Source organism: Salinibacterium sp. GXW1014 (assembly GCF_044769865.1).
In the GTDB taxonomy this organism is placed as follows: Bacteria; Actinomycetota; Actinomycetes; order Actinomycetales; family Microbacteriaceae; genus Homoserinimonas.
This window is the reverse complement of the sequence record NZ_JBIZWA010000001.1, coordinates 755,820-778,581: the sequence shown is the minus strand read 5'-3', so window position 1 is coordinate 778,581 and position 22,762 is coordinate 755,820. Positions and strand designations below refer to the sequence as shown.

Here is a 22,762-nt window from a genome sequence, read left to right as displayed (position 1 = left end):
GCGCACGACGGCCCCGCACCGGGCCCGCGCGAATTCGATCGAGGGGTTTCTGCTGATGTCGGCTCGCTGCGTCTACTGTGACAGCGAACTGCGCCCGAACAGCATGTTCTGCCTGTCGTGCGGGCAGCTCGTCGCGGGCGCATACCCGCCCGTGCCCTCCGGCATCCAGCAGCCCGTAGCGACCGGCGCCCCGACTCCCGCGACCCAGAGCCGTCCCGCAGCACCGAACACGCCCGTGCCGCTGCCTCCGCCCATCGGCGGCGCCCCCGAGCCCGTCGCGTCAACGCCGGCTGCCCCGGCAGAGTCGGCGCCCGTCGCCGCGCCCGCGACATCCGCTCCGCAGCCACTCACGGCCGTGAAGCTGCACTTCAGCACGGGCGACCACGCCATCGTGTCGGGCACGGCCGTCATCGGGCGCGTGCCGCAGTCGGCCGCCCAGAACTCGGGCGCCCAGGCGGTCGAGGTCAAAGACACGACCCGCTCGGTCTCCCGCGTGCACCTCACCCTGACGGTGCGCGACGGCGCCGCGACCGTGACCGACATGGGTTCGGCCAACGGCAGCGCGGTTGAGCGTGCGGGCGCCCGCACCCCGCTCGTCGAGGGGCGAGCCGTCGCCGTCGCGGCGGGCGATCGCATCTGGCTGGGGGATGTCTCGGCCGAAATCTCCGCCGGCTGAACCCGTTGAACAGGCATGGGGAGTGCTCCCCATGGCCCCCGTATACGGCACAAGGTATTCTCAAAAACACGGCGGCGATTCCGCCCGCTGTTCTCTCGCTAACTGGAGGTACCCGTGGCCGAAATCCGTGTGACATCCGAATCGCTTGCCGGCGTCGCCAGCCAGCTCTCGTCGGGCTCGCAGTCGATCGAGTCCCAGCTGCAGAACCTGAAGGCCCTCGTCGACGGACTCGTCGGCGGCGACTGGTCTGGCTCGGCGTCGCAGAGCTTCAACGAGCTCTACGGCCAGTGGGACCAGGCCGCCCTGCAGCTCAAGGAGAGCCTCGCGGGCATCAGCGACCTGCTCAACCAGGCCTCACTCTCCTACGAGGAGTCGGAGAACTCGATCGCGGGCACCTTCCGCGGCTGATTCTCCCGGCGCAGCCCCGCTGAGGGGCTGCGCACCGTCCTGCCCAGTTCCATCCGTCGGCCCCAGGGGATTCCATGGTTCAGTTCCGCGTCCGCGCGCAATCGCTCGGTGAGGTTGCAGCCCAGCTGCAGGGCGTCATCGCCGTCTTCGACAGCCACGTCGCGCAGGCGGCCAGCGTCGTCTCCGGCGTCGTCGACGCCTCCTGGGTTGGGGAGGACGCCGACAAGTTCGCTGAGCAGTGGGAGGTGTGGAACGCATCCGCCCTCACGCTTCGGGCATCGCTGACAACGCTCGCCGTGCAGCTGGGCTCGGCCGAGGCCAGCTACACCTCAAACGAGTCGGGCCTGCAGTCCGGCTTCTCTGGGCGCCGCCAGGGCAACCAGGGGGTCGTCTCCGGAGCCGCGGGCGTCTCGACGAGCGTGGCGGGGGGCCGGCGCTACGCCGCCGAGGTCAAGGAGGCCCGCGGTGAGGCACAGCTCGAGTCGAGCGGCAGCGGCGGCTCCTTCATCGCCGGCGGCAGCATCGCCGCCCGCGCGGCGCAGTCGCAGGGCGACAACAAGGGCAGCAACGACACGGCCGCGGCCGCGGCGCAGCAGGCGGAGGGCGAGACGGATGGCTGAGCAGAAGGTCGACATCGAGGCGCTGCGGTCGCTCAACGAGACCCTCACCTCACTCATCACCTACACGGGGGCGCTGCGTGAGGGGGCCGGTGGTTTCGCCTACATGCTCCCCGCCGAATGGCAGGGGCCTGCGATGACCCAGTTCCTCTCGACCTTCGAGATGTGGGCGGTCAACGCCGAGACCCTTCGCCTGCAGACCGAGCAGCTGCAGAAGCTCGCCGAGGCGGCGCTGACGGCGTATGAGAGCACGATCGACGATGTCGACGAGAGCTGGTCCAAGATCCGTTCCGGACTCGGGGCCTAGGAGTACACATGACACACGTGAGGGTCAATCCCACTGTTCTCGCCGGCGACGGCGACGACCTGCACTCGATCGCATCCGACCTGCGTTCCTACATCACCTCGGTGACCTCCTCGCTCGCGGGCTCGTCCGGCATGGCCGGCGACGACAACTCCGCGGAGGACTTCGCCGAGTTCTACGACACCGAGGCTCCCAAGGTGATCGAGGGCGCGGCCAGCATGGTCACCGTGCTTCGCGCGCTCGACGCCGCCATCACTGGCACGGCCCGCGCCTACAAGCAGGCCGAGATGGTCGGTGCGCTCAAGGACCCCTCCTCGTGCAGCATCACGGTGACGGCACCGGGCGAGTACTCGGCGCGGTCGATCCCCAACTGCCTCGGCGGCGACTTCCTGCCCGGCCCGTTCGGCGGCGAGTTCCAGGAGCTCATCGAAGACGCACTCGCCGCTGCGGGAGTCGTCATCCCCACGGGGAACGTGGGCAAGCTTCGCAGTGCCGCCACGGCGTGGGACACCTTCAGCTCCGACCTCACCAAGGTGAAGAGCTCCGTCTCCTCCTCGTTCAGCGCGGTCCAGTCGATGGACATCCCGCAGAAGGCTGCCATCCTCGCCTGTCGCACTCGCGTGGTCACGCTCCTCGGCGACATCTCCGGCAACGCTGATGCCATGTACCAGGGGCTCGACTCCTTCGCCGAGAACGTCGAGAAGACGCGCGAAGAGCTCATGTGGATGGTCGGACAGATGGTCGCCGAGATCATGCTCGACATTGGCATCGGGCTCGTGCTCGGCCCCCTCACGGCCGGCATCGGTACGGCCGCGATGATGGCGAAGGCGGGAACGACGATCGCGCGCTGGGTCGTCAAGATCGCGATGCTTATCAACAAGCTGAAGACGTGGGTCGCCGCGCAGAAGCTGTTCCTCCGCGGGCTGCTCCGTGCCGTCGCCGAAGGTGCACAGAGCGCGGTCGCCACGATCACCGTGCAGGCGAGTGTCAACTCGGTCCGCGGCGCGCTCGACTCCGACTACGAGGGCCAGAGCGTGTGGGTTGCCGGTGCCGCAAGCTTCCTCGGCGGCACGGCTTCCAGCCCCGTCGGCAACGTCGTCGCGGGCAGTTCCAACCGAGTGGGGCGCAACGTGATTGCGGGCACGGCCGAAGGTGCCACGGATGGCCTCGTCTCCTACACGACGGAGTTCGGCCTGACGATGCCGGAGGGCGGCTTCAACCCGCTCTCGGCCATGGTTGGTGGCACGATCCTCGGCGGTGTGATGCGGCCTGCGCTCGGCGGACGTGGCCACACCCAGACCAACACGGGTTCGGGTGGCGGAGGCGGTACCTCCACGGTCACCACCCCCGAGGTCAACGCACCCACCCCGTCTGGAGGCAACGGTGGCGGCTCCTCGAGCCCCAGCTCGCCCTCCCCAGTGAATGTCGACGGCTCCAACGCACCCCAGCCCGGCGGCGGCGGTGGCGGCAGCACGCCTGGCGGCGGCGGCCCATCGGTCGATGTGCCGAGCGGTGGCGAAGCCCCCACGCCCGGTGGCGGTGGTGGCGGCGGTAATGGTGGCGGCAACGGCGGAACGCCGGACGTGCCGTCCACCCCCGAGGCACCTTCGGCCCCCGAGACGCCGTCCACGCCGGAAGCCCCGAACACCCCCGAGGTGCCATCGACGCCGGAGACCCCGAGCACGCCCGAGGCGCCGAGCACGCCGGAAGCGCCTTCCACGCCCGAGGTGCCGTCCACGCCGGAAGCACCTTCGACCCCGGGCACCCCGGAAGCGCCCTCCACCCCGTCGACTCCGGAGGCACCGTCTACTCCGTCGACTCCGGAAGCGCCCTCGACACCCAGCACGCCGGAGGCGCCTTCCGCTCCCAGCACGCCGGAAGCACCGTCGACTCCGAGCACCCCCTCCACGCCTGAGGCACCGAGCACGCCGTCGACGCCCGAGGCGCCTTCCACGCCGAGCTCGCCAGAGGCACCCTCAACGCCGAGCACGCCGGAGGCTCCGAGCACCCCCGCTCCGGAGAGCCCGACGGCTCCCGAGGCGCCCACCGCTCCTGAGGCGCCCAGCGCATCCGACGCTCCCGCGGGCGGCGCACCGGTTGGTCGCGCCCCCGTGTTCTCGCACGCACCGGGCACAGACGCGCCGGTCGACTTCGACGGCCCCGTGCCGCCCGCGGAGTTCTCGAACGCGCCGGAGTCTGACACTCCCGTCGACTCGGACGCCCCGGTGCCGCCGGTCGAGTTCTCGAACCTCCCCGACACAGACGCGCCGCTCGACACCGACGGCCCAGTACCGCCCGTCGAGTTCTCAAACGCGCCGGAGTCGGATGCGCCGGAGTCGCCCGACGGCTTCGACCCGGAGGATGCGGCAGCGATGGCGGCCGGCGCCGCTGGGGCAGCCGGTGTCGCCGCCGTGAGCCCGAAGATCGTGAACTTCACGAACCCGGTGTCGGGCAGCAGCCGCACGCCGATGGCCCCCTCGACGGGCACGCCTGGCACGCCGGAGGCGCCGTCGGCCGGGACCCCGGAGGCTCCCACGAGCCCCGAGGCGCCCTCTGCGGAAACCTCAGACGCCCCGGAAGCCCCCGACTCGGCATCGCGCGAGACCGACGATCCGTCGTCGCCCGACGACTCGGCGGACGGCCAGACACCGGCCGAGGATGTCCCATCGCTCGAAGACATCAAGTCCTGGCTCGGCGAGGTCAACCCCGGATTCACTGGTGATCCGACCGACCCAAGGTCGAACAACTGCGGTTCGACGAGCGCTGCCGTGTACAACCGGCTCAACGGCAACGGCACACCTGTTGCGGGTACCGACACTCTCAGCGTCCCCGAGATGGAGGCCGCGACAGGTCGCCCTCAGGTGACGATGACCCCCGACCAGATCCGTGACCAGCTGATCGCGGGCGGCGCAGGATCGCACGCGGTCGTCGGAGTTGATCGCGCGCCGGATGCCAATGGCGACCCCCAGGCAGGCCACTGGTTCAACGCCTACTACGACGGCACCAATGTCGTCGCAGTCGACGGCCAGACAGGCCAGATCCACTCCTGGCCACCGGAGTACGGCGATGTCGTGCACTGGGACGCGGCGGTCGACCCTGCGACAACGCCGGAGGCTTCCGATTCAGGGGCGGCGGATACTTCAGAAGCCGTCGATGGCGATTCCTCCACTCCTGACGATGCGAGGGGCAGCTCCGCGCCCCGCGACCCCACCGTGATGCAACCCCTCTCGGCGTACCAGGAAAGCATCATCGACGGAACGCATCCCGGAAACTCTGACGCTCGCGTCTCTGAGAGCCAAGAGGTGAAGGACCAGGTCAAGGCCTACAACCGCCCCAAGGTGAACCCCGGCATCCTCAACCCCAACTACGGTCCAGCAAATCCCGGATCCGAGGGAGCTGCAGCGAAGCTGCTTGATTTCGACTCGTCCGCCCCGTGGGGACGGGATGAGGCAGGCAACCCACTCGACCACAGCTCGTGGTCCGACCGCTATGTCAATGCGCCTGTAGCAGGCGCCGATGGCACAGTGCCCGCATACGGAGAGATGGATTGGGCGCCGAATCAGGGTGCGAAACTTGATTCGCGCGTGGAGTACGCGGGCCTGGACGAATTCATTGCTGACTTCGGCAACCTTTCGGTGGACCGCATTGGCGGCACCGCGAATGGCACGTTCATGGGCATCGGCGGCGGTGACTTCGCCTCAAGGGCCCTTCCCCCGAGCCAATCAAAAACTGAGAACTTCCATGAGGTCTCTTGGGTTCACGGGGCGCGTCTCCATGAGGGTTGGAAGATTGAGATCGGGCGGATCGCGGACGCTTACGGGCAACCCGGCGGCGGACTGCAGGTTCTCGTCAGGGATGAATCCGGTACGGCCGTTCCGCTGGATGTTCTCGAGGACCGGGGAATCATCGAGATTTTCACGGCCGTCGGCGCCCGGGATTCCCGTTGACTGATCTCAGGACGACACTTGATCGACGGGTGGTCTCGGAGATGGAGGCCGTTGCCGGTTGGGTCGTGCGGTTGGATGCGCACGCAGCCGAGTTCGGTGACAGTGAGACGCAGGTGATCCTGCGCGTCCGCCAGGACGACACCATCGAGGTTGCCCATCGCAATCGTGGAGTCGAGACTCACGATTTCACGACCAATTCGGCGCAAGCGGTCAACTCAGTGGCTCTCACTGCGGTGCCGCGTGCGTATCCGAAATGGCGGCGATACATTTTCGACCTTCCGTCCTCAGTGAACATGTCGCAATCGGGCGAAGGCATTCGGCTGACGTGGGGCGATGCCCAGTGGGCGCAGTTTCCTAAAGATGACGTCCTGGCTCCGTGTCGCCTCGGGCAGCTCGTGGCCTTTTCGTTCGAGGAGGTCTACGCGGCGCATTGTTCTGACGACGGAGCGCCGGTTTTCGCGACGCGAGAGCGATACCGTGAACTACTGAACGAGGCCGGGGCGAGACCGTTGCCGATATACACATTCGAAGACTTCGAGAAATACACGAAGGGGCGACATGAGTGACTCCGGGCAGGGCCGTCCGCTAACGGCGGAGGATTGGGCGGCGCGGTACATCGACGAGTTCGGCAACCTGCGTCCTGTTCCCGCCAGCGGTGGCGTTCCCGACAAGCGGGTGCGGTACTCGGACGCGCGGTCTTTCGCCGCCGACTTCTCCGACATCGTCGACCAGGTGGGCCCGCCCGACGGGGAGGTGTTCACCGTGCTGGGTGGCGACTTCGACCAGCGCGCTCTGCTGCCCGAGGCGGTGAACCACCGCATCCATACTTATCGACTTACCGGTAGCCTTCCCGCCGGTTGGCAGATCGAGGTGGGGCGCACCGCTCCCGCATTCGGTCGCAGCGGCGGCGCGATGTACGTGGTCGTGCTCGGCGTCAACGGCCAGAAGATGAACGCATTCGAATTGCTGGACACGGGGGTTCTTGATGTCGTTGCTGATTGAGCCAGCCCTGGCCGGTCTCGTTGCTCGTCTCGGATGGAACGTGCGGGCCACCGGCACTGAGGGGGAGACCTGCCTCGGCGACTATGCCCACGGGTATCTCTTCCTCGAGGGGGAGCAGTACATCCAGTTGGCCCGCCGCGCCGTCAAGGGCGACCCCTCGCTGAAGCTGTGGTCTCCGGATGCCGCGTCCCTGCAGAAGTACGTGGCGTTCAACGCTGGCCAGCTCGTCCGTTACCACGAGGGCCTCGAGCCGGTGCGCCTGCCCGTCGACGAGGCATCCGTTCCCGAGGAATTCACCCTCGTGCACGATGAGTCGCGAAACGTGTTCCTTACCTGGCAGGTCGACGGGGTCGAGCGCTGGGCAGGCTTCGGTGCGGGCAACGAGTTCGTCGCCGTGCAGTTCAGCCAGTACGCCCTTCGACCGATCGAGGAGATCGTGAACGACATTTTGGACCCCGACGCCGGTGCTCGGTTCCCCGCCGCGAAGCCCCGCGAGTCCTCTCGTGAGAGCGGCGTCAGCGAGGAGCAGATCCGTCAGCTGGCCGACTACCTCAATGTTGACGAGCAGGTCGTAATCGATCATCACCGTGTGCTCGCGGAGGACGACGCGCTCTACGCAGTCAACCCCGTGCGCGGCGGGTCCTCCGTGATCCTCGCTGCCGACGGCTCGGCGCTCTGGGGCAACTCGAGCATGACGTTCGCGCAACTGCTGGACGCGTTCCGTACCGGCGACCGCACTCCCGCCGAGTATTTCGAGGAGGCGCGTCGCAAGCGCGCCGCCGGATGAGCGATCGTGGCCTCCGAAGCGCAGAAGGATCTTCAGCTGACGATCGCGGCGAAGGTCTTCCAACGCCTCTATAAGACCTCATGGCAGGCCGTCTCCGTCGCGTACTCCGTCGGTGATCAGGGCGAGCGGGTCTGGTTCAGGCCGCGTGACAGCGAGGGGCGGACGGTGCACACCGCGCCACCCGCAGACCTTGCCGCCGATTTCGCCGAGCTACGGCGGATCATGGCCGGTGGCGAGCACGCCTGGCACGCCGTAGAACTTACCCTCGCCCGCGATGGGGTGATGTCCTACGACTTCACCCACGACCCCGAAGTTGAATGGGGTGCCGACGGTCCTCCGCGCCGATGATGCGTGACGCACGACCGCGAAGTTGAAGACGCGGCGCGGTTAACAGCAACGTTTTGCGGCGACTCGCCGCGGGGCGGGGGTCGACACGCCGCGACGGCATGGCAATTGTTTGCCGTTAACCGCAGGTCGACCGCGTCAGCGGCGACCCCCGCAGCAGAGAAGCACCCCGGATGCCCCTACCGCAGCTCTGCCGGCCACTTCGGGTCGAGCATCCGCCCGACGCGTTTGGCGTAGTCGATCGTGCCGTTCGCGACGTGGAACGGCACCCCGGCCGCGATGGCGCCACCGCGCACGGCGGCGACGAAGCGTTCGCGAGCATCGGGGGTGAGCCGCACATCGAGGGGAACCGTGAGGTCGCCGGCGCGGGTGCCCTCGGGGGTGGCGTTCCAGAGGCGGATGCGCGCGCCGCTGCGCTCCCGCAGGGTGGCCCCGTCGCGCACGCCGATCGTCAGGCCGATCGATCCCTCGCCCGCGCGGAAGGCCAGGCGCGCGCCCCAGCCGGTGATGGGAACCCGAAGCGCGGTGTTCGTGCGAGCCGTGTCATCGAGGTAGACCAGCCCGACGAGCTCGTCCCACGCGATGAGCCCGACCGCCGGGAGCGTGATGCCCTGCGTGGAGACGGCCATCGTCGCATCAGGATGCTGCAGGTTCCGGCGAAGGCGGAGCATCCGCGGCACGAAGATGAGCCCGAGCAGCAGCAGGAAGATCGCCAGCACGATCGGCAGGCTCACCCGCACGCCGGAGGAGGTGAACAGCACCACCAGGCCGACGGCGCCACCCAGCAGAAGGGCGGCGCTCACGGCGAGGATGATCGTGTTCCAGCGTCGCGCGCGGGTGATTCCGGCCGCGTCGACCTGCTCCTCCTGCACGCCGCCGCCCTGCAGGTAGGCGGCCCACTTCTGCAGTTTGGTGTCGGATGCCTCGGCCGCGAGCACAGCCTCCGGCGAGGTTGCTTCGACCGCCGAGGTGACGACGGGCGCCGCGTCGGTGACGCCGCGCATGGGGTTCTGGTCCTCGGGCAGGGGCCGGTGCAGTTGGTTCTTGAGCGCCGCCCCGAGTGCCTCGTAGGGCCGGCCGGTGAAGACGATGAGTTCGGCGGGCACGACGCTCTTGCGCGAACGGCCGACCGACATGCCGACGTAGGCGATCGAGTCCTCGGGCACGTCCCACACCTCCACGATGCCGTCCGCGCGAGCCTCCGGCACGGGCGTGTAGACGCCGGGGTCGCCCGTCGCGAAGCGGGCGTGCAGCGACTTCATGGTCGGCACGCCGCCCGCGAAGCCAACGCCGGCGCGACGGCGCAGCCGCGCTCCGGTCTCCCGTCGCACCCACACGTGGCATCCGGTCGCGGCCCACCACAGCAGCCACGGCGTCGCGACGGCGGCGATCACGAGACCGCCGAGGGGCGCGATACGCGTGAAGACCTCGTTGCGCAGCACGACCGAGCGCTCGGCCTGTTCGGTGGCGCCACGCTGCACGTCGGCGAAGTTCAGGATGAGCCACACGAGCGCCCCCGCGGCGATGGCAGCCAGCGCGAGCGCGAGCACCGTGCGGGGCCATGAGCGCCGCCGCTCGAAGTCGGGGTTCGCGGCGAACACACTCTCGTACAGGCTCACGGGCACCCTTCCGCCGGAGATGACCGACGGATGCCCGTGGTCGTCAGGATTCTACCGGCCCTGTGGCCCCAAGACGGGGGCCGCTCGATAGACTCGCGACGCACGCGACGAAAGGACCCCATGAACGACGTACTCGCCGAACGCTGTGACCGGCTCCGCGACATCATCCTCGAGCTGACGCCGCTCATGATCGAGGTGCAGGGCAACGCGAGCAGGCTGAATGCCGTGCTGCCCGTCGTGCAGCGCCTGCGTGCCGTCGCGAACGAGGGCGCCGACGGGATCGACAACCCGAGCTACCGCCAGTGGGCTGGGGGAGCGCCGTCGAACATCGACGCGCTCGAGGAGGCGGCCAAGGCGGGCGACGCCGAGGCAGCGTGGAGGGCGTTCGCCGACCAGGAGTCAGGCGTGAACCTGCTCTCAACTGCCTGCGCCGGCTACCCCGGCTGGTAGTTCCGGGCCGCGTGACAGGGGCTCGCGCTAGGCTGGGCCGGTGCAGGAGATAGAGATCGGCCGCGCTAAGCGGTCACGCCGTGTGTACGCGTTCGATGACATCGCGATCGTGCCGAACCGGCGCACCCGCGACCCGAAGGATGTCTCGGTCAACTGGACCATCGACGCCTTCACCTTCGACGTGCCCATCCTGGCCGCCCCCATGGACTCGGTCGTCTCGCCTGAGACCGCCATCCGCATCGGCCAGCTCGGCGGACTCGGGGTGCTCGACCTCGAGGGTGTCTGGACGCGCTACGAGAACCCCGAGCCGCTGCTCGAGGAGATCCGCACGCTTCCCGCCGCCGAGGCCACGCGCCGCATGCAGCAGATCTACGCGGAGCCCATCAAGCCAGAGCTCGTCACGGCGCGCATCGCCGAGATCCGGGCATCCGGTGTCACGGTCGCCGGCTCGCTCTCCCCGCAGCGCACGCAGCAGCTCTACAAGACCGTCGTCGAGGCGGGTGTCGACCTCTTCGTCATCCGCGGCACGACCGTGAGCGCCGAGCACGTCTCCCAGAACCAGGAGCCGCTCAACCTCAAAAAGTTCATCTACGAGCTCGACGTGCCCGTCATCGTCGGTGGCGCGGCCGGCTACACGCCCGCGCTGCACCTCATGCGCACGGGCGCTGCCGGTGTGCTCGTCGGCTTCGGCGGCGGCGCGGCCTCGACCACGCGCGCGAGCCTCGGCATCCACGCCCCCATGGCGACCGCGGTGGCGGATGTCGCGGGCGCACGTCGCGACTACATGGACGAGTCCGGCGGCCGCTACGTGCACGTGATCGCCGACGGCGGGCTCGGCACGAGCGGCGACATCGCCAAGGCGATCGCGATGGGCGCCGATGCCGTCATGCTCGGCACGACGCTGGCGCGGGCGACGGATGTCCCGGGCGGCGGGTACCACTGGGGTGCTGAGGCACACCACCCCGAGCTTCCGCGCGGCCACCGCGTCGAGGTCGGCCAGGTCGGCCCCCTCGAGCAGGTGCTCTTCGGCCCCTCCGAGACGGCGGACGGCAAGTCGAACCTCGTCGGTGCACTCAAGCGCTCGATGGCGACGACGGGCTACTCCGACCTGAAGGAGTTCCAGCGCGTCGACGTGGTCGTCGCGCCCTACGTTCCCCACTAACCCCACCCAGCCGCCGTCGACCCTCCCGGGCTAGCATCGGCCACGGAGAGAGGGGAGCCGCATGACGGTCAGTCATTCATCCAAGCTGGGACCCGAGGAGCGCGAGGCCGCGATCGAGGCCCTTCGCACCCGTGAACTCGACGTGCTCGTCATCGGCGGCGGAATCGTCGGCACGGGCTGCGCGCTCGATGCCGTCACCCGCGGCCTGAGTGTCGGCATGGTGGAGGCGCGCGACTGGGGTTCGGGCACCTCGAGCCGTTCTTCGAAGCTCGTGCACGGTGGCATCCGTTACCTGGAGCAGCTCGACTTCCGGCTCGTGCGCGAGGCGCTGATCGAGCGCGGCCTGCTGCTGCAGCGCATCGCCCCACACCTGGTGAAGCCCGTGCGCTTTCTCTACCCCGTGCGCAACGTCTTCGAGCGCTTCTACATCGGCGCCGGCATGGTGCTCTACGACCTCTTCGCCCGCACGGGAAACCACCCTCCGGGTGTGCCCCACCACCGGCACCACACGAAGCGACAGGTGCTTCGCGGCATCCCGAGCCTCAAGAAGAATGCCTTCGCGGGCGGCATCACCTACTACGACGCGCAGGTCGACGACGCCCGCTATGTGTCGAGCCTTGCGCGCACGGCCTCGTCCTACGGGGCGAAGGTCGCGAGTCGGGTGCGGGTTGAGGGCTTCCTCAAGGTGGGGCAGCGCGTCGTCGGCGTCACGGCCCGCGACCTCCTGACCGACGAGGTGTTCGAGATCAAGGCGCGACAGGTCATCAACGCGACAGGCGTGTGGACGGATGACACGCAGCGCATGGTCGGCGAGCGTGGCACCTTCAAGGTGCGGGCGTCGAAGGGCATCCACCTCGTCGTGCCGCGCGACCGCTTCCAGTCGAAGGTCGGCCTGCTGCTGCGAACGGAGAAGAGCGTGCTCTTCGTGATTCCGTGGGGGCGGCACTGGCTGATCGGCACGACCGACACCAAGTGGGACCTCGATAAGGCACACCCCGCCGCGACGGCCGCCGATATCGACTACCTGCTCGAGCACGTCAACCGGGTGCTCGCGGTGCCGCTCACGCGCGACGACGTCGAGGGCGTCTTCGCGGGGCTGCGACCCTTGCTCGCGGGAGAGTCCGACGAGACCTCCAAGCTCTCGCGCGAACACATCGTCACCCACACGGTCCCCGGGCTCGTGGTCGTCGCGGGCGGCAAGTGGACCACCTACCGGGTCATGGCGAAGGACGCGGTGGATGCCGCATCCGCTGCCCTCGACGGACGCGTGCCGCGCAGCACGACCGAAGACATCGCCCTGCTCGGTGCCGAGGGCTACCAGGCGGCATGGAACAAGCGCGCCAAGATCGCCCGCGCGTTCGGCGTGCACAAGGTGCGCATCGAGCACCTGCTCAACCGATACGGGACGTTGACGGATGAGCTGCTCGACCTCATGCGCGACGACCCGTCGCTCAACACTCCGCTGCCGGGTGCCGACGACTACCTCGAGGCCGAGGTCGTCTACGCGGCCTCGCACGAGGGCGCCCTGCACCTCGATGACGTGCTCGCCCGCCGCACCCGCATCTCGATCGAGGCGTGGGACCGCGGCATCGAGGCAGCACCCGTCGCGGCCCGGCTCATGGCGCGCGTGCACGGCTGGAGCGAGGAACGCGTCGAGCGCGAGGTGCAGCACTACCTGCGCCGGGTCGAGGCGGAGCGCGCCAGCCAGCAGCAACCGGATGACGCATCCGCCGACCGCGTGCGGCTGGAAGCCCCCGACATCTCGTTGTGATGGGTGCTTCCTCGAACCTCCCGGTCGCCCGGCGCCTCGCTTCCCGCGCGCATGACTGAGTTTCGGACAGATGATCGCGCCGCGGCACGATCATCTGTCCGAAACTCAGTCATCCGACGTTCGGAGCGCCGCGCACCGAGCGGCATCGGCAGGGCGAAGGGCGCACGGCGGAGAGCGCCCAGCCGCGCGCCGTTAGGCTGGTGCGGTGAGCAGCAGCATGTGGTCGGTGGCGCGTCGGCCGCGGTGGATCGCCGCGCTGTTCCTGGCACTCGGTGTCGCCGCCGCATTCGCGGGCCTCGGCCAGTGGCAGCTCGAACGTAGCTTCGCCTCTGGCGAGATCGTCACGCGCGAGACCGAGGCGACCGTGCCGCTCACGGAGCTCGCCGAGCCGCAGGGTCCTGTCGCGGCCGCGCACGATGGCCAGCTCGTGTCAGTCGAGGGCACCTGGGTGCCGGATGACACGCTCGTCCTGAGCGAGCGCTACCACGACGACGATCCCGGCTTCTGGCTCGTGGGGCACCTCACCACCGTCGACGGGGCGGGGCTCGCCGTGGCACTCGGGTGGTCCGCCGACGAGGACGAGGTGACGGATGCCGCGGCCGAGCTCGAGGCCGAAGCATCCGCTGGTGAGGTGGTCACCATCGAGGGTCGCTACGTCATGGGCGAGGCGCCCCAGAACTCGGACTTCGAGGCGGGCGAGTTGAGCGCCATGGCGCCGGCAGCGTTTGCGAACCTCTGGTCGACCGTCGACGAGGCCGGCATCTATGGCGGCTACGTGATTGCCGATGGCCCCGCTGCGGGTCTGACGCAGATCGATGCGCCTCCGCCGCCGCTTGAGCAGGAGATCAACTGGCTCAACATCTTCTACGCGGCCGAATGGGCGATCTTCGCTGGCTTCGCGATCTTCCTCTGGTGGCGTCTCGTGAAGGATGCCTGGGAGGTCGAGGAGCACGAGCGACAGGAAGCCGCCGCAGCCGCGTCAGCCTGACGCAGCCCGCGGCCCGAGCGCGGGGCTGAAGCCCAGTTGTCGCCCGGTAAACTGGGGCTATGCCCCTCGGCCCGCGCCCCTCTGACGTCCCCCGCATCCGCAAGACCCTCACCGTCTACAAGGTGTCGTCGTACATCACGGGCTTCTTCCTCATCGCGCTCGTCGTGATGATGGTCACCCGCTACGGACTGGGTGGCGACATCGAGCTGGGCGGCCAGGACGGATTCCTTGCCCTGACGCCGCAGGCTGACATCACCGGCGTGAACGTGTCGACGATCATCCTGATCATGCACGGCTGGTTCTACGTGCTCTACCTCGCCTGCGACTTCGTGCTGTGGCGCCTGCTGCGCTTCTCCTTCGGTCGCTTCCTGCTGATCGCCCTCGGCGGCGTCATCCCGTTCCTGTCGTTCTACTTCGAGCGCACCGTTCCCAGCTTCGTCGAGGCTCGCCTCGCCCAGATCGAGCCCAAGGAGGTTCCCGCGTGAGCGAGACCGAGCAGAAGCCAGTCCTCGTCGTCGACTTCGGGGCGCAGTATGCCCAGCTGATCGCGCGTCGTGTGCGCGAGGCGGGTGTGTACTCGGAGATCGTCCCGCACACGATCAGCGCCGAGGAGATCGCCGCGAAGGCGCCCGTCGGCATCGTGCTGTCGGGCGGCCCCTCGAGTGTCTACGAGCCCGGCGCCCCGCAGCTCGACGAGGGCATCCTTGAGCTCGGCGTGCCCGTCTTCGGCATCTGCTACGGCTTCCAGGTCATGGCGAAGCAACTGGGCGGCGAGGTCGCGCACACGGGTCAGCGCGAATACGGATCGACCGAGATCAACGTCGTCGACAGCGGCGTGCTGCTCGAGGGTCAGCCCGAGACGCAGACGGCATGGATGTCGCATGGCGACAGTGTCGCGAAGGCCCCCGAGGGTTTCCGCGTGCTCGCCTCGACCGTCGCAACCCCGGTGGCCGCGTTCGCGGATGACGAGCGCAAGCTGTACGGCGTGCAGTGGCATCCGGAGGTCAAGCACTCGGCCCACGGCCAGGGTGTGCTGGAGAACTTCCTGCACCGCGCCGCGGGCATCCCCAACGACTGGAATGCCGACAATGTCATCCAGGAGCAGGTGGCGCGCATCCGCCAGCAGATCGGCACGGGCAAGGTCATCTGCGGGCTCTCGGGTGGTGTCGACTCCGCCGTTGCGGCCGCGCTCGTGCATGAGGCCGTCGGCGACCAGCTCACCTGCGTCTTCGTCGACCATGGCCTGCTGCGCCAGGACGAGCGCCGCCAGGTCGAGGAGGACTACGTCAAGGCCACGGGCGTGCGCCTCATCACGATCGATGCCGAGGAGCAGTTCCTCACGGCGCTCGCCGGCGTGAGCGACCCCGAGCAGAAGCGCAAGATCATCGGCCGCGAGTTCATCCGCACCTTCGAGGCGGCGCAGGCCCAGCTCGTCGCTGAGTCGATGGAGGAGGAGGGTGACCCCATCCGCTTCCTCGTGCAGGGCACGCTCTACCCCGACGTCGTCGAGTCGGGCGGCGGCTCCGGCACCGCGAACATCAAGAGCCACCACAACGTCGGCGGGCTCCCCGAGGACATGACGTTCGAGTTGGTCGAGCCGCTGCGCGCCCTCTTCAAGGACGAGGTGCGCCAGATCGGCCGCGAGCTCGGCCTTCCCGAGGTCATCGTGGGCCGCCAGCCGTTCCCCGGCCCGGGCCTCGGCATCCGCATCGTCGGTGAGGTCACCAAGGAGCGCCTCGAGATCCTGCGCAAGGCGGATGCGATCGCCCGCGCCGAGCTGACCCTCGCCGGGCTCGACGAGGAGATCTGGCAGTGCCCCGTCGTGCTCCTGGCCGACGTGCGTTCGGTTGGCGTACAGGGCGACGGCCGCACCTACGGGCACCCGATCGTGCTGCGGCCGGTCTCGAGTGAGGATGCCATGACGGCGGACTGGACTCGCCTGCCCTATGACGTGCTTGCCCGCATCTCGAACCGCATCACGAACGAGGTCAAGGATGTGAACCGGGTCGTGCTCGACGTCACGTCGAAGCCGCCGGGAACGATCGAGTGGGAATGAGCCGGCGGTAATCCCGGGCAACCGGGGTACATCGCTGCATATTTGGGGGACAGACGGGTAGACCTGTCGGTTTACCATTGTGGGATGTACCGCGAGCGGATTGATGTCAGGGATATCCCCTGCCCGTCGTGCCGTTCGCGTACTCGTACCGTGCCCAATCCCTTCTTCGGCACGGGCCTTTCTGTGCACCGCTACGTGGTGCAGTGCGTGCGCTGTGACTGGACGCGTCTCGTGAAGGACTCCGAGCGCGGCATCTCCACCCTGCGAGCGGTCCCCGTGCCGGTGGAGGATCCTTCGCCGGCGCAAGCGGTTGAAGCGCCCAAGCGTCGACGTTTCGGGCGCCGCCGCGAGGCCTAAGCCACGGGCATACGAAAAGGGCCGCCCCTCGCGGGACGGCCCTTTCATGCTTGCGGAGACTACTCGCGGAAGATCGCGATGAGGCGCAGGATCTCGACGTAGAGCCACACGACGGTGACCATGATGCCGAAGGCGGCCTGCCATCCGAAGATGCGGGGAGCGCCACGCTCCACGCCGGTCTTCACGTTCTCGAAGTCCATGACGAGCGAGTAGGCCGCGAGGAGCACGATGAGGATGCCGAGCCCAATGCTGATGAGCGGGTGGGCGTCACGCAGGCCGAACATGCTCTCGGTCGCGCCGAACGCGACGAGCCCGAAGTTGATGAGCGAGAACACGGCGTAACCGACCATGCCGACGAGGAAGATCTTCGTCATGCGGGGGCTGGTGCGCACCTTGCCATTGAGGAAGAGCACGAGGGTGATGCCGACAACGCCGAGCGTGCCGAAGACAGCCTGCGGCACGATGTCGAAGCCGAATCCTGCGGCGAAGAACATCGAGATACCACCGACAAACAACCCCTGGGCCGCCGCATACGCGAGGATCAGCCCGCGCGAGGGCTGCTTCTTGAAGATGTTGACGAGCGCGAGCACGAAACCGGCGATCGCACCCGGGATCATGAGCAGCGGCACGAACCAGCCGACGGCGGCGGTGGCGACGAGCACGCCGAAGGCGATGAGCGTCTTGACGATCGTGTCTTCGTACGACATCCGGTCGGTGTCGACGGGGGTCGCCGAGGGGCGACCGTACATGGCGTCGAGTTCCTCGGCCGAGATGGGCTTCGAGTAGTCGACTGCCTTTGCACCCGCCGCGAATGCAGGCGAGTTGCTGAATGCGGGGTTGGCCATCTGTGGTCTTCTCCTTGGTGGTACCGGGTCTGGCGAGGCGTGACGCCTCTGCGGGGTACAACACCAAACTTATAGGAGGTGTTCCCTCTCATGCTGCGAATCTTGCGCAGCGGGCAATTCAGTGCGGCCCGAAGAAAAGAATGCCCATGTAGACCAGCAGCGCGGCGCCGGCGACGCCCAGCACAATGCCGATGAGCAGTGGCACGTCGAGGCGTGTGCGTGGGGCGGCCGCGGCATCCTCTGGCCGGATGGCGCCGGGAACGGCGGCGGTCGTCACGAGCGCCGAGCCGCAGTAGATGCAGAACTTCCAGTCCTGGGCGAGTTCGGCGCTGCAGCTCGAGCACGGTGGCATGCACGAATGCTAGCAACGGGGGCGCGGTCGTGGGGTGTCATCCACAGCGCCGTCTCGCGTAGCGTGAAGCCGTGACATCCGTGCCCGTCCATTCCCGGCCCCTGGTGATCGCCCACCGTGGCGCGAGCGGGTATCGCCCCGAGCACACGCGTGCCGCCTACGAGCTGGCGATCGCCCTCGGCGCGGATGCGATCGAGCCCGACGTCGTGCCGACCCGCGATGGTGTGCTGGTGCTGCGGCACGAGAACGAGATCTCGGCGACGACGGATGTCGCGGAGCGCCCGGAGTTCGCCGAGCGGCGCACGACGAAGACGATCGACGGCAAGAAGCTGACGGGCTGGTTCACGGAGGACTTCACGTGGGCCGAGATCGCGACGCTCCGGTCGAGGGAGCGCGTGCCGAAGGTGCGGCCAGACAACGCGACCTTCAACGGCTTCTACGGGGTGCTGCGCCTGCGCGACCTGCTCGAGATCATCGATGCCGCGCCCCGCCGCGTCGGGCTTGTGCTGGAGATCAAGCACGCCACCTACTTCGCGTCCATCGGGCTGCCCCTCGACCGCCTCGTCGCGGAGGAGCTGCGCGCGGCGGGCTGGGCCGAAGACGACCGCCTCACGATCGAGGCCTTCGAGCTCGACGTGCTGCACGGCATCCGTCGCGAAGGTGTCGTTGCGCCCCTCGTCTACTTGCTGGAGGCGAGCGGTGCGCCGGCCGACCGTGAGGCGCGCGACGGGCGGCACGCGCGCCCCTACGCCGACGACCTCACGCCCGAGGGGCTGCTCGCCCTGCGCGACGCGGGAATCGCGGGCATCAGTGTCGACAAGCGCCTGCTGCTGCAGACGGATGCCGCAGGCAACACGCTCGGCATCACATCCGTCGTCGACAGGGCACACGCCGCCGGGCTCACCGCCTTCTGCTGGACCCTCCGCGCCGAGAACCACTTCCTCGGGCGCAACCTGCGAAGAGGGGCGGATGCCTCGCGCTACGGCGACTGGCTGGGCGAGTTCCATCTCGTGATGGCCTCAGGCATCGACGGTGTCTTCGCCGACCAGCCCGACCTCGCGTTCGCCGCCCGCGCCCGCCTCTGACACCGCTCTTGTGCGCTCGTCACAATTCCGGCATGGTCGGCGGGGCGGGAAGCGTGCGACTCCGGCAGGGGAGAGGCGCCCGCCCGCGCCCCGTGTTGGAATGGCAGCATTCCCCTTGAACCACGATGGAGTGAACACACCATGAGAGAAGCAGTCATCGTCTCGACCGCCCGCACGCCCATCGGGCGCGCCTACCGCGGCGCCTTTAACAACACGGAGGGCCAGGAGCTCGCCGGCCACGCGATCGCCGCCGCCGTCGAACGTGCTGGCATCGAAGGTGGGGAGGTCGAAGACGTCGTCATGGGCGTCGCCATGCAGGAGGGCAACACGGGCATGAACGTGGCCCGCCAGGCCGCCCTCCGCGCCGGGCTCCCCACGACCGTCTCTGGCATGACGATGGATCGCCAGTGCGGTTCTGGCCTCATGGCCATCGCGACCGCGGCCAAGCAGATCATGGTCGACGGCCAGCAGATCGCCATCGGCGCCGGCCTTGAGTCCATCTCGCTCGTGCAGAACAACCACCGCAACACGCACCGGATGCTGAACCCCTGGCTGCAGGAGAATGTGCCCTCCATCTACATGCCGATGCTGGAGACCGCCGAGATCGTCGCCGAGCGTTACGGCGTGAGCCGCGACTACCAGGACGAGTACGCGCTCCAGTCGCAGCAGCGCGTCGCCGCCGCCCAGCAGGCCGGCCTCTACGCCAACGAGATCGTGCCCTTCACCGCCAACATGGGCGTGCAGGACAAGGAGACGGGCGAGATCAGCTTCAAGGAGGTTACGCTCGAGCTCGATGAGGGCAACCGCCCCTCGACCACGATCGAGGGCCTCTCGAGCCTCCGCACGGTGCTCTCCGACGGCGCGAAGGCCGTCGACGGCACCACCATCTCGCACGCCACCGTCACGGCCGGCAACGCCTCGCAGCTGTCTGACGGGGCATCCGCCGCCGTGCTCATGGAGGCCGGTGAGGCGAGCCGTCGCGGGCTCCAGCCCCTCGGCATCTACCGCGGCATGGCGGTCGCGGGCGTCGCGCCCGAGGAGATGGGCATCGGCCCCGTCTACGCCGTGCCGAAGCTGCTCAAGCAGCACGGCCTCACGGTCGATGACATCGACCTGTGGGAGCTCAACGAGGCCTTCGCGTCGCAGACCCTCTACTGCCGCGACAAGCTCGGCATCGACCCCGACAAGTTCAACGTCAACGGCGGCGCTATCTCGATCGGCCACCCCTACGGCATGTCGGGTGCGCGCATGACGGGCCACGCCCTCCTCGAGGGCAAGCGCCGCGGCGCCAAGTATGTCGTCGTCACGATGTGCATCGGTGGCGGCATGGGCGGCGCGGGCCTCTTCGAGGTCGTCTAGTCGATCGCGGGGGCCCTGTCAGGGGTCGAGCCTAGACTTGAGGGCGACATGACCTTCATTCTCGACGCCGACGGCGCCCCCGCGAATCCGCTCCTCGATGGCCTCAACCCGCAGCAGCGGGAGGCCGTCGAATATCGGGGCCAGTCACTGCTGATCGTCGCGGGCGCAGGCTCGGGCAAGACGAGCGTGCTGACCCGCCGCGTCGCCGGCCTGCTGCGGTCCCAGGAGGCGTGGCCGAGCCAGATCCTCGCGATCACCTTCACCAACAAGGCTGCCTCGGAGATGCGCGAGCGCGTCGAGGCACTCATCGGCCAGGCGGCCGAGGGCATGTGGATCTCGACCTTCCACTCCGCATGCGTGCGCATCCTTCGCCGCGAGGCCGAGAACTTCGGCTTCACGAAGAACTTCACGATCTACGACTCGGCTGACTCGAGGGCGCTCATCAAGCGCATCATCAAGGAGCAGGAGGCGGATGCCTTCGGCTTCACGGTCAGCTCGGTCGCGAGCAAGATCTCCCGGCTCAAGAACGAGCTCAACGACGTCGAGTCCTACGCGCGCAACGCGAACTTCAACGACCCGGCCGAGCGGGTCTTCGCAGAACTCTTCCGCACCTACACGCGAGAGTTGCAGCGGGCGAACGCCTTCGACTTCGACGACCTCATTGGCCAGACGGTCTACCTCTTCCGCGCCTTCCCGCAGGTGGCGGCGGTGTACCAGCGGCGGTTCCGCCACATCCTCGTCGACGAGTACCAGGACACGAACCACGCCCAGTACTCGCTCATCCGCGAGCTGACCCGCCCGGTCGATGCAAACGTCGCCGACTCGCTCGAATCCGAGCTGGGCTATGGCCGCAGCGTGCGCGACGGCGTCGGCCGCATCCCGGGCGCCTCGCTCACGGTCGTCGGTGACTCCGACCAGTCGATCTACGCGTTCCGTGGGGCAGACATCCGCAACATCGTCGAGTTCGAGCGCGACTTCCCCAACTCGAAGGTCATCCTGCTCGAGCAGAACTACCGCTCGACCCAGAACATCCTCGACGCCGCCAACGCCGTCATCTCCAACAACTTCGATCGCAAGGACAAGAAGTTGTTCACGACGATCGGCTCCGGCGAGAAGATCGTGGGCTTCACGGGCTACAGCCAGCACGACGAGGCGCAGTTCATCGCCGACGAGATCACGACCCTCCACGAGGGCGGCCTCGACTACAAGGACATCGCCGTCTTCTACCGCACCAACGCGCAGACGCGTGCGCTGGAGGAGATCTTCATCCGTTCGGCGATTCCGTATCGGGTGCTCGGCGGCACCAAGTTCTATGAGCGCGCCGAGATCAAGGACGCGATGGCCTACCTCATCGCGATCGCCAATCCGGCCGACCCCATCGCCCTGCGCCGCATCATGAACGTGCCCAAGCGCGGCATCGGTCCCGCGACCGAGGCGGCCATGCAGCTGTGGGCCGACAAGCACGAGATGACGCTGCGGGATGCCATGCGCAACGTCGACGAGCTCGGCCTCGGCCCCAAGGTGCGCGGCGCGATCACCGACCTGGTGAAGCTGCTCGACGAGCTCACGGCGCAGGCCGACCCGCCGGAGGGCGCGGGCAAGCCCGCCCGCGTCGCAGACCTGCTGGAGGCCGTGCTCAAGCGCACCGGCTATGTCGACCTGCTGCGCGCATCCCGCGACCCGCAAGACGAGGCGCGCGCCGAGAACGTCGAGGAACTCCTCGCCCAGACCCGCGAATACAACACGCGGAACCCGGATGGCACGCTCATCGACTTCCTCACGGAGGTCACGCTCGTCGCGGCGGCCGACGAGCTCGACGACACGAGCGGCACCGTCTCGCTCATGACTCTCCACACGGCGAAGGGCCTCGAATACGACTCGGTGTTCCTCACGGGAGTCGAGGAGGGGCTGCTGCCGCACCAGATGTCGGCGGGCGAGCCCGGCGGTCCCGCCGAGGAGCGGCGCCTCTTCTATGTCGGCATCACGCGTGCCCGCCGCCGTCTCTACCTCTCACTCGCGATGACACGCGCGCAGTTCGGCGACGTCAACGTGGCGATGCCTTCGCGGTATCTCCAGGAGATTCCCGCCGACCTCATCGAGTGGCGGCAGTCGCCCGGCATGGCCAACAGTCGCGGGGGCACGCAGCCGCGCGCGCTCAACGCGCGACGGGATGCGATCGGTTCCGGCTCCACGTCGCGTGGCTTCGACCGCGGCGGCGGTTCGGGCTACGGCTTCTCGAGCGGCCCCAGCGCGACGGCGCTCGCCCGCGCCGCCCGCAAGGCAGAGGCGGGGGAGAAGACCCAGTGGGCCAACAAGGTCACGGGCACGGTGCGCGACAACGGTGACCTCAAACTCGCGGTGGGCGACCGCGTGCGTCATGACGACTTCGGCGAGGGCCGGGTCAGCTCTGTCACCGACAACGGGGCCAAGAGCATCGCCGAGATCCAGTTCGACACGGCAGGCCGCAAGCGCCTCCTCGTCAAGATAGCGCCGATCGAGAAGCTGTAGCTTCGCCCACCTGTCTGTTCGTCGCTTCGCGCCGAACCCGATAGAGAAGCTGTAGCTTCGTCCACCAGGCAGGGGCGTGCTCTTGCGCTACAAAATGTAGTACACCTACTATCGTTCGTAAGAG

At 68.3% G+C, this 22,762-nt stretch carries 22 protein-coding genes; 19 read left to right on the top strand and 3 right to left on the bottom strand.

Annotated elements, in window-relative coordinates; all coding sequences use genetic code 11:
- Window positions 1-55 precede the first annotated feature (55 nt).
- From ACIQK7_RS03835 to ACIQK7_RS03795, 9 genes are all read left to right on the top strand, one after another.
- The gene (locus tag ACIQK7_RS03835) at window positions 56-676 is read left to right on the top strand and encodes an FHA domain-containing protein (protein WP_403021468.1); all 621 of its coding nucleotides are present in this window, start codon (window positions 56-58) and stop codon (window positions 674-676) included.
- 114 nt (window positions 677-790) lie between these two features.
- A complete protein-coding gene (locus ACIQK7_RS03830; protein ID WP_168220134.1) occupies window positions 791-1,084 on the top strand; it encodes a WXG100 family type VII secretion target in 294 nt (97 codons plus the stop codon).
- Between the two features lie 74 nt (window positions 1,085-1,158).
- Complete coding sequence (locus ACIQK7_RS03825; protein ID WP_403021464.1) at window positions 1,159-1,704, top strand: WXG100 family type VII secretion target; 546 nt, start codon at window positions 1,159-1,161, stop codon at window positions 1,702-1,704.
- Complete coding sequence (locus ACIQK7_RS03820; protein ID WP_325209606.1) at window positions 1,697-2,008, top strand: hypothetical protein; 312 nt, start codon at window positions 1,697-1,699, stop codon at window positions 2,006-2,008. The genes ACIQK7_RS03825 and ACIQK7_RS03820 overlap by 8 nt, the downstream gene beginning before the upstream one ends.
- A gap of 8 nt (window positions 2,009-2,016) precedes the next feature.
- The gene (locus ACIQK7_RS03815) at window positions 2,017-5,952 is read left to right on the top strand and encodes a glycohydrolase toxin TNT-related protein (protein WP_403021461.1); all 3,936 of its coding nucleotides are present in this window, start codon (window positions 2,017-2,019) and stop codon (window positions 5,950-5,952) included.
- Entirely contained in the window at window positions 5,949-6,518 is a 570-nt protein-coding gene (locus tag ACIQK7_RS03810) for a hypothetical protein (protein WP_403021459.1), read from the top strand. Before ACIQK7_RS03815 ends, ACIQK7_RS03810 begins: the two co-directional genes overlap by 4 nt.
- Complete coding sequence (locus tag ACIQK7_RS03805) at window positions 6,511-6,954, top strand: glycohydrolase toxin TNT-related protein (protein ID WP_403021457.1); 444 nt, start codon at window positions 6,511-6,513, stop codon at window positions 6,952-6,954. Before ACIQK7_RS03810 ends, ACIQK7_RS03805 begins: the two co-directional genes overlap by 8 nt.
- The gene (locus tag ACIQK7_RS03800; RefSeq protein WP_403021454.1) at window positions 6,938-7,741 is read left to right on the top strand and encodes a hypothetical protein; all 804 of its coding nucleotides are present in this window, start codon (window positions 6,938-6,940) and stop codon (window positions 7,739-7,741) included. The genes ACIQK7_RS03805 and ACIQK7_RS03800 overlap by 17 nt, the downstream gene beginning before the upstream one ends.
- Before the next feature lie 6 nt (window positions 7,742-7,747).
- Entirely contained in the window at window positions 7,748-8,089 is a 342-nt protein-coding gene (locus tag ACIQK7_RS03795) for a hypothetical protein (RefSeq protein WP_403021452.1), read from the top strand.
- Between the two features lie 176 nt (window positions 8,090-8,265).
- Here the strand turns inward: ACIQK7_RS03795 and ACIQK7_RS03790 are convergent, their stop codons facing one another.
- Window positions 8,266-9,705 (bottom strand): hypothetical protein, encoded by a 1,440-nt coding sequence (locus tag ACIQK7_RS03790; protein ID WP_403021449.1) that lies wholly within the window; start codon window positions 9,703-9,705, stop codon window positions 8,266-8,268.
- Window positions 9,706-9,825: 120 nt separating this feature from the next.
- Here ACIQK7_RS03790 and ACIQK7_RS03785 point away from each other — a divergent pair, with 120 nt between their 5' ends.
- From ACIQK7_RS03785 to ACIQK7_RS03755, 7 genes are all read left to right on the top strand, one after another.
- Window positions 9,826-10,155 (top strand): hypothetical protein, encoded by a 330-nt coding sequence (locus ACIQK7_RS03785; protein WP_403021446.1) that lies wholly within the window; start codon window positions 9,826-9,828, stop codon window positions 10,153-10,155.
- A gap of 40 nt (window positions 10,156-10,195) precedes the next feature.
- Window positions 10,196-11,317, top strand: a complete 1,122-nt coding sequence (locus tag ACIQK7_RS03780) for a GuaB3 family IMP dehydrogenase-related protein (RefSeq protein ID WP_403021443.1) — start codon at window positions 10,196-10,198, stop codon at window positions 11,315-11,317.
- 61 nt (window positions 11,318-11,378) lie between these two features.
- On the top strand, window positions 11,379-13,088 hold the full coding sequence (locus tag ACIQK7_RS03775) for a glycerol-3-phosphate dehydrogenase/oxidase (RefSeq protein WP_403021440.1): 1,710 nt from the start codon (window positions 11,379-11,381) through the stop codon (window positions 13,086-13,088).
- Window positions 13,089-13,293: 205 nt separating this feature from the next.
- On the top strand, window positions 13,294-14,076 hold the full coding sequence (locus ACIQK7_RS03770; RefSeq protein ID WP_403021438.1) for an SURF1 family protein: 783 nt from the start codon (window positions 13,294-13,296) through the stop codon (window positions 14,074-14,076).
- Between the two features lie 59 nt (window positions 14,077-14,135).
- Complete coding sequence (locus ACIQK7_RS03765) at window positions 14,136-14,561, top strand: DUF3817 domain-containing protein (RefSeq protein WP_403021436.1); 426 nt, start codon at window positions 14,136-14,138, stop codon at window positions 14,559-14,561.
- A complete protein-coding gene (gene guaA, locus ACIQK7_RS03760) occupies window positions 14,558-16,132 on the top strand; it encodes a glutamine-hydrolyzing GMP synthase (RefSeq protein ID WP_403021434.1) in 1,575 nt (524 codons plus the stop codon). The genes ACIQK7_RS03765 and guaA overlap by 4 nt, the downstream gene beginning before the upstream one ends.
- 84 nt (window positions 16,133-16,216) lie before the next feature.
- Window positions 16,217-16,489 carry a hypothetical protein gene (locus ACIQK7_RS03755; RefSeq protein WP_403021432.1) on the top strand — a complete coding sequence of 91 codons (273 nt, stop codon included), beginning with the start codon at window positions 16,217-16,219 and terminating at the stop codon, window positions 16,487-16,489.
- A 59-nt stretch (window positions 16,490-16,548) separates the two neighbouring features.
- Here ACIQK7_RS03755 and ACIQK7_RS03750 read toward each other — a convergent pair whose 3' ends face one another.
- Together ACIQK7_RS03750 and ACIQK7_RS03745 are read right to left on the bottom strand one after the other, a co-directional pair.
- The gene (locus ACIQK7_RS03750) at window positions 16,549-17,334 is read right to left on the bottom strand and encodes a Bax inhibitor-1/YccA family protein (RefSeq protein ID WP_403021430.1); all 786 of its coding nucleotides are present in this window, start codon (window positions 17,332-17,334) and stop codon (window positions 16,549-16,551) included.
- A 118-nt stretch (window positions 17,335-17,452) separates the two neighbouring features.
- Entirely contained in the window at window positions 17,453-17,686 is a 234-nt protein-coding gene (locus ACIQK7_RS03745) for a zinc-ribbon domain-containing protein (protein ID WP_403021427.1), read from the bottom strand.
- A gap of 71 nt (window positions 17,687-17,757) precedes the next feature.
- Here ACIQK7_RS03745 and ACIQK7_RS03740 point away from each other — a divergent pair, with 71 nt between their 5' ends.
- From ACIQK7_RS03740 to ACIQK7_RS03730, 3 genes are all read left to right on the top strand, one after another.
- The gene (locus ACIQK7_RS03740; RefSeq protein ID WP_403021425.1) at window positions 17,758-18,771 is read left to right on the top strand and encodes a glycerophosphodiester phosphodiesterase family protein; all 1,014 of its coding nucleotides are present in this window, start codon (window positions 17,758-17,760) and stop codon (window positions 18,769-18,771) included.
- Window positions 18,772-18,912: 141 nt separating this feature from the next.
- Window positions 18,913-20,130 carry an acetyl-CoA C-acyltransferase gene (locus ACIQK7_RS03735; protein WP_403021422.1) on the top strand — a complete coding sequence of 406 codons (1,218 nt, stop codon included), beginning with the start codon at window positions 18,913-18,915 and terminating at the stop codon, window positions 20,128-20,130.
- A 48-nt stretch (window positions 20,131-20,178) separates the two neighbouring features.
- Window positions 20,179-22,638, top strand: a complete 2,460-nt coding sequence (locus ACIQK7_RS03730) for an ATP-dependent helicase (RefSeq protein WP_403021419.1) — start codon at window positions 20,179-20,181, stop codon at window positions 22,636-22,638.
- Window positions 22,639-22,762 lie beyond the last annotated feature (124 nt).

Coding starts and splice junctions, on each gene's coding strand:
- ACIQK7_RS03835 (WP_403021468.1), top strand. CDS start 56: ATGTCGGCTCGCTGCGTCTACTGTGACAGCGAACTGCGCCCGAACAGC.
- ACIQK7_RS03825 (WP_403021464.1), top strand. CDS start 1,159: ATGGTTCAGTTCCGCGTCCGCGCGCAATCGCTCGGTGAGGTTGCAGCC.
- ACIQK7_RS03820 (WP_325209606.1), top strand. CDS start 1,697: ATGGCTGAGCAGAAGGTCGACATCGAGGCGCTGCGGTCGCTCAACGAG.
- ACIQK7_RS03815 (WP_403021461.1), top strand. CDS start 2,017: ATGACACACGTGAGGGTCAATCCCACTGTTCTCGCCGGCGACGGCGAC.
- ACIQK7_RS03805 (WP_403021457.1), top strand. CDS start 6,511: ATGAGTGACTCCGGGCAGGGCCGTCCGCTAACGGCGGAGGATTGGGCG.
- ACIQK7_RS03800 (WP_403021454.1), top strand. CDS start 6,938: ATGTCGTTGCTGATTGAGCCAGCCCTGGCCGGTCTCGTTGCTCGTCTC.
- ACIQK7_RS03785 (WP_403021446.1), top strand. CDS start 9,826: ATGAACGACGTACTCGCCGAACGCTGTGACCGGCTCCGCGACATCATC.
- ACIQK7_RS03775 (WP_403021440.1), top strand. CDS start 11,379: ATGACGGTCAGTCATTCATCCAAGCTGGGACCCGAGGAGCGCGAGGCC.
- ACIQK7_RS03765 (WP_403021436.1), top strand. CDS start 14,136: ATGCCCCTCGGCCCGCGCCCCTCTGACGTCCCCCGCATCCGCAAGACC.
- ACIQK7_RS03755 (WP_403021432.1), top strand. CDS start 16,217: ATGTACCGCGAGCGGATTGATGTCAGGGATATCCCCTGCCCGTCGTGC.
- ACIQK7_RS03750 (WP_403021430.1), bottom strand. CDS start 17,334: ATGGCCAACCCCGCATTCAGCAACTCGCCTGCATTCGCGGCGGGTGCA.
- ACIQK7_RS03745 (WP_403021427.1), bottom strand. CDS start 17,686: ATGCCACCGTGCTCGAGCTGCAGCGCCGAACTCGCCCAGGACTGGAAG.
- ACIQK7_RS03735 (WP_403021422.1), top strand. CDS start 18,913: ATGAGAGAAGCAGTCATCGTCTCGACCGCCCGCACGCCCATCGGGCGC.
- ACIQK7_RS03730 (WP_403021419.1), top strand. CDS start 20,179: ATGACCTTCATTCTCGACGCCGACGGCGCCCCCGCGAATCCGCTCCTC.